Genomic DNA, 6,000 nt, shown 5'->3' on the forward strand with positions numbered 1-6,000 from the left:
ATTTCTGATGCTAACAGATTTGATATTACCTTTAATTAGAGTGTTTACTTACTAGAAAATTATGCTCGAAACAGTTTCTGTGGCAGCGATGCCATCTGAACAGGAAACAAACACTGGGAATAGGCGCTTCCAGACTGCATTCAAAACCATAGCCACATTAATTTTGCTGCTATTAGTAATGCCCCTGAATATTGCTTTAACTGCGATCGCCCTACTGAGATCCATCATCATCAAACCGTTTCAGTCTCGATCGACTACAGCCACTCCCCAAACGATTTTAATCAGTGGCGGCAAGATGACCAAAGCATTGCAGCTAGCCCGATCGTTCCATCAGGCCGGTCATCGGGTAATTTTGGTAGAAACCGAGAAATACTGGCTGACGGGTCATCGTTACTCTTGGGCAGTCGATCGCTTTTACACAGTACCAAACCCCCAGACAGATGAATACCCCCAAGCACTCTTAAAAATTGTCCAACAAGAGAAAGTTAATGTTTACGTTCCCGTTTGTAGTCCAGTCGCCAGTTACTACGATGCCGAAGTCAAAAGGGTACTTTCTGGGCACTGTACGGTAATGCACGTCGATGTCGAAACTCTGCAACGATTGGATGATAAATATGATTTTGCAAAAGCAGCGGAAGCATTGGGGCTGCGAGTTCCGAAGTCTTATCGCATTACTAATCCGCAGCAAGTAATCGATTTTGATTTTAGTGATGCACAGCGTCCATATATAATCAAAAGTATTCCCTACGATTCTGTTCGCAGGTTAAACTTAACTAAATTACCCTGCGAAACCCCAGCAGAAACTGCCACCTTTGTCAACTCATTACCAATTTCCGAGAGTAAACCTTGGATTATGCAAGAGTATATTCCGGGGCAAGAATTCTGCACTCATAGTACAATTCGTGATGGTCATCTTCAGTTGCACTGTTGCTGTGAATCGTCGGCTTTTCAGGTGAATTACCAGAATGTCGATCGCCCGGATATCGAAAATTGGATTCGTCAATTTGCCAAGAGTCTCAATCTGACAGGACAAGTTTCCTTTGATTTCATTCAGGCGGCGGATGATGGAGAGATTTACGCGATCGAATGCAACCCCCGCACCCATTCAGCCATCACGATGTTTTACAACCATCCCGATGTGGCAAAAGCTTATTTGGAACCCGACCCTTTACCGCAGACTGTGCAGCCTTTGGCATCTAGTCGCCCGACTTACTGGATTTACCATGAAATTTGGCGATTGGTGACTCATTTGCGATCGCCGAAGCTCGTTTCTGAGCGGTTACAAATTATCGCCCAAGGCAAAGATGCTATCTTCGAGTGGGACGATCCGCTGCCGTTTTTGATGGTGCATCATTGGCAAATTCCCTTGTTGTTATGGGGAAATTTACAGAAGCCGAAAGAGTGGATTCGGATTGATTTTAATATTGGCAAACTTGTGGAAATAGGGGGAGATTGAGGATGTCAGTAGTACGGGTTTTGCATTTAGTCGGATCGGCAGTTAGCGATTTTTTCTGTAATTTATCGCGGCTTTATGCAGAAGATTGTCTAAAAAATACGGCTAATTCAGCACTCTATGAATTTCATATAGCCTATATTTCTCCCGATCGCCAATGGCGTTTTCCTACATCTCTCGATCAAGGTGCGATCGCAGCCGCTAATCCCATGTCTCTAGCGGGCGCTGTAGAGGTGCTGACACAGCTAAAGATTGACGTAATGGTACCGCAGATGTTTTGCATCCCCGGCATGACTCAATACCGCAGCTTGTTCGATCTGCTGCATATTCCTTATGTGGGTAATCCGGCAGAGTTGATGGCGCTGACTGCTGACAAAGCCAAGACTAAGGCAGTAGTAGCAGCCGCTGGGGTAAGTGTACCGTTGGGAGAAGTTGTCCGCGCGGGCGATCGACCTTCTATTGACTTTCCGGTGGTGCTCAAGCCGCTGAATGCGGATAATTCTCTGGGAGTTGCCTTAGTTAAAAATGCTGCTGACTATGATGCGGCTTTGGAGACAGCATTGACTCATTCCGAGGAAGTGCTAGTAGAAAAATTCATTGAATTGGGTAGAGAAGTTCGCTGTGGAATTATCATCAAAGCAGGCGAATTAGTCTGTTTACCGCTGGAAGAGTATGCTCTAGATGCTGATACCAAACCGATTCGGAGTTATGCTGATAAGCTCAAACAAAATGACGATGGCAACTTGAGCTGTGTCGCTAAGGATAGTACCAAATCGTGGATAGTGGACATCAGCGATCCGGCAACCGAGAGAGTTTGGGATATGGCCAGAAAATGCCACATCGCTTTGGGTTGTCGCGATTATAGTCTATTTGATTTTCGCATCGATCCGCAGGGACAACCTTGGTTTTTGGAAGCGGGGCTGTACTGTTCTTTTGCTCAGAAAAGTGTGCTTTCTGCAATGACGAAAGCATCAGGAACTTCTCTGGATACTTTTTTTGAAAGTATGTTGCAAAATGCCTTGCAGAGATGACTCAGGCTGAGTTTGCGATCGGAGTAGCTAAAACATCACAAAATTTGTGAAATAATGATCGTATCAAGAACTTCTGTGGATAGTTTTAGATTCAGTCGATCGGCGCGATCGGTATTTTGACATTGTGGACACAATCTTATAGTAAACTTCACTTCCTATGTCAAGAATTTTCAGTATTTTACCGAAAAGACTTGTGCCATCTTTTAGCTTTCCGCATACTAATCACCAGACAGAGGAAACCACAACATGATCCAAACCATATCGAAAACAATCACGTTTGATGAGTTCGTTGCTTGGTATCCAGAGAACTCTGTCCATAAGTACGAACTACACAATGGAGTAATTGTTGAAATGCCTTTAGGAACCGGCCGTCATTCCCGCGTTACAGGTTTCATCCGTTCAAAACTATCAGTCGAAATTGACCGCCGCTCCTTACCTTATTCCATCCCCGGCGACTGCCTGCTCAAACCCGTCCGCAACGAGGCGGGCTACCTGCCAGACGCAGTTGTCCTAGACGAAGCAGCTCTGCGCCAGAGAGAACCGCGCTGGGATACGGAATCCATCATCACGATGGGGTCTTCGGTGCGACTGGCTGTAGAGGTCGTCAGTACCAACTGGCGGGACGATTACCATCTCAAATTCGCTGACTACGAAGAAATGGGCATCCCCGAATACTGGATTGTGGACTACCTTGGTTTGGGCGGCCGCAAGTTCATCGGCACTCCCAAGCAACCCACGCTCTCGGTTTGCCAGTTGGTTGACGGCGAGTATCAAATCAGCCAGTTTCGGGGAGATGACCGAGTTGAATCGCTGGCTTTCCCAGAGTTGAGGTTGACTGCCGAGTTGATTTTTCGAGGCGGTCTGCCCTTAACCGAGCCGAGCTAGAAGGAGTGGGGGGCGATCGGGTATCAAAAGGATATCAAATGGGTACAAAAGGACACCAATTTTGTGACAAATCGGCGTTTTGTACCAAGTGCTGTTTTGTCAGGACGGGCGATCCCAATTATATCAACTACAGTTTAATTTGTCAAGGATTAGAGGCAACGTTGCCTCTAATCCTTGTGTAATATTTGAGCTTTCCGCATACTAATCACCAGACAGAGGAAAACACAACATGATCCAAACCATATCCAAAACAATCACGTTTGATGAGTTCGTTGCTTGGTATCCAGAGAACTCTGTCCACAAGTACGAACTACACAATGGAGTAATTGTTGAAATGCCTTTAGGAACTGGCGACCATTCCGACGTTACAGGTTTCATTTCCGGTGAAATCAATTTTGAAATCAGGCGACTGCAATTGCCTTACTCTATCCCTGGTGATTGCTTGCTCAAGCTTGCGCGTAACGAATCTGGCTACCAGCCAGATGTAATTGTCCTAGACCGAACCGCACTTGCAAACGAACCGCGCTGGAAAAAAGAATCAGTCATCACGATGGGGTCTTCGGTGCGACTAGCTGTAGAGGTGGTCAGTACGAACTGGCGGGATGATTATTTTTTCAAAGCTTCCGACTATGAAGAAATGGGCATTCCCGAATACTGGATTGTAGACTATCTTGGTTTAGGCGGTCGCAAGTTTATCGGCAATCCCAAACAACCCACTCTCTCGATTTACCAGCTAGTAGATGGGGAGTATCAGGTAAAACAGTTTAGGGGAAGCGAGACTGTTGAGTCGCTGGCTTTTCCAGAATTGAGCTTAACAGCAGAGAAGATTTTTCTTGCTGGCTTGCCGAACTAGCAAGTCGAAATTATGCAAAGGGCGTAAGATTGTCGAAGCCTTCCGACGACACCAAAACCTGACAATTGGGTCAAAATCTGGCAGCGAAAAAGCGGGAAAGTACGATCGCACAAAGCCTAAAAATTCTCATCTCGCCCACGATCGCACAAATATCACACAACAACTGCGGACACCACAACAGTCCAGAGCTTCCACATACACATTGCAATTTTTTAAATTGTGTGATATCATAAAACGTTCTTAAAAATAGCGCAACACTAACTATTACTGCATGGCAACGAAGCCAACGATCGCATTTACTCACCTCGGCTGCGAAAAAAATCGCATCGATACCGAACACATGATCGGCTTGCTGGCTCAAGCGGGCTATCAAGTGGATTCTAATGAAGAATTAGCCGATTATGTTGTAGTCAATACTTGTAGTTTTATCCAAGCTGCGCGAGAAGAGTCGGTCCGCACCTTGGTAGAATTGGCAGAAGCTAATAAAAAAGTAGTGATCACCGGCTGCATGGCACAGCACTTTCAGCAGGAATTGCTGGACGAATTGCCGGAAGCAGTCGCAATTGTCGGCACTGGCGACTATCATAAAATCGTCAATGTTATGCAGCAGGTGGAAAAGGGCGATCGAGTTTCCCTCGTCTCTAGTGAACCTACTTACATCGCTGACGAAACTACTCCCCGCTACCGCACGACATCGGAAGGTGTGGCTTATCTGCGTATAGCAGAAGGCTGCGACTACCGCTGTGCATTTTGCATTATCCCGCACTTGCGCGGAAATCAAAGATCGCGGACGATCGAGTCTATCGTCGCGGAAGCTAAGCAATTAGCCTCCGAAGGGGTAAAAGAAATTATCTTAATTTCTCAAATTACCACCAACTACGGCAAAGATATTTATGGCGAACCGAAACTCGCCGAACTACTGCGCGCTTTGGGTGAAGTAGATGTACCTTGGATTCGGATGCACTACGCCTATCCTACAGGTTTGACTCCGCAAGTTGTAGCAGCAATCCGCGAAACGCCCAACGTTTTGCCGTATTTGGATTTACCCCTGCAACACTCGCACCCGGAAATTCTGCAGGCGATGAATCGGCCTTTTCAAGCCGGGATCAATGATGCTATAGTCGATCGGCTCAAAGCAGCACTTCCCGGCGCCGTGATGCGGACAACTTTTATTGTCGGCTTCCCCGGCGAAACCGACGAACACGCAGCACACTTGCTGGAATTTGTCAAGCGCCACGAATTCGATCACGTAGGAGTTTTTGTATTTTCGCCAGAAGAAGGAACCCCAGCCTTCAGCTTGCCCCAGCAAATACCTGCAGAAATAATGGAAATGCGGCGCAATTTGGTAATGGCGGCACAACAACCTATATCATTGAAGAAGAATCAAGAGTCTGTCGGTCAGGTAGTTGATGTCCTGATAGAACAAGAACAACCAGAGACAGGTGAGTTGATTGGTAGATCCGCTCGGTTTTCCCCAGAAGTAGATGGACTCGTCTATGTGACAGGAGAAGCGCGACTGGGATCGATCGTATCTGTGAAAATTACTGGTGCAGATGTCTACGACCTCTACGGTCAAGTCGATTTTAGATTTGAGATTTGAGATTTGAGATTGACTGCACAGACTGATCTGGGAGCTCGATCTTTTGTCTAAAATTGTGGGATCGACCCTCATGAGTTGACGTGGCACTGTATCCGGTGCTCGGCGGGGTCAAGTCGATTTTAGATTTGAGATTTGAGATTTGAGATTGACTGCACAGACTGATCTGGGAGCTCGATCT

5 protein-coding genes are annotated in these 6,000 nt (G+C 46.4%); all 5 read left to right on the forward strand.

The annotated features are described in order from the left end of the window. The first annotated feature begins 61 nt into the window (after positions 1 to 61). The 5 genes from QT984_RS08350 (at position 62) to rimO (ending at position 5,822) form a co-directional block, all read left to right on the forward strand. Positions 62 to 1,456, forward strand: coding sequence for an ATP-grasp domain-containing protein (locus QT984_RS08350; RefSeq protein ID WP_333052706.1), 1,395 nt, complete (start codon positions 62 to 64; stop codon positions 1,454 to 1,456). A gap of 2 nt (positions 1,457 to 1,458) precedes the next feature. After that, positions 1,459 to 2,484, forward strand: a complete 1,026-nt coding sequence (locus QT984_RS08355) for an ATP-binding protein (RefSeq protein ID WP_333052707.1) — start codon at positions 1,459 to 1,461, stop codon at positions 2,482 to 2,484. Positions 2,485 to 2,730: 246 nt separating this feature from the next. Next, positions 2,731 to 3,369 (forward strand): Uma2 family endonuclease, encoded by a 639-nt coding sequence (locus QT984_RS08360; protein ID WP_333052709.1) that lies wholly within the window; start codon positions 2,731 to 2,733, stop codon positions 3,367 to 3,369. A 229-nt stretch (positions 3,370 to 3,598) separates the two neighbouring features. Next, a complete protein-coding gene (locus tag QT984_RS08365; protein WP_333052711.1) occupies positions 3,599 to 4,222 on the forward strand; it encodes a Uma2 family endonuclease in 624 nt (207 codons plus the stop codon). A 271-nt stretch (positions 4,223 to 4,493) separates the two neighbouring features. Next, a complete protein-coding gene (rimO, locus tag QT984_RS08370; protein WP_333052712.1) occupies positions 4,494 to 5,822 on the forward strand; it encodes a 30S ribosomal protein S12 methylthiotransferase RimO in 1,329 nt (442 codons plus the stop codon). The last annotated feature ends 178 nt before the right edge of the window (positions 5,823 to 6,000 follow it).

Source organism: Microcoleus sp. Z1_B2, assembly GCF_036700325.1.
Lineage (GTDB): Bacteria > Cyanobacteriota > Cyanobacteriia > Cyanobacteriales > Microcoleaceae > Microcoleus.

Bases quoted from the DNA above. Each gene is read 5' to 3' on its own strand.
- QT984_RS08350 (WP_333052706.1), top strand. From the start codon at position 62: ATGCTCGAAACAGTTTCTGTGGCAGCGATGCCATCTGAACAGGAAACA.
- QT984_RS08355 (WP_333052707.1), top strand. From the start codon at position 1,459: ATGTCAGTAGTACGGGTTTTGCATTTAGTCGGATCGGCAGTTAGCGAT.
- QT984_RS08360 (WP_333052709.1), top strand. From the start codon at position 2,731: ATGATCCAAACCATATCGAAAACAATCACGTTTGATGAGTTCGTTGCT.
- QT984_RS08365 (WP_333052711.1), top strand. From the start codon at position 3,599: ATGATCCAAACCATATCCAAAACAATCACGTTTGATGAGTTCGTTGCT.
- rimO (WP_333052712.1), top strand. From the start codon at position 4,494: ATGGCAACGAAGCCAACGATCGCATTTACTCACCTCGGCTGCGAAAAA.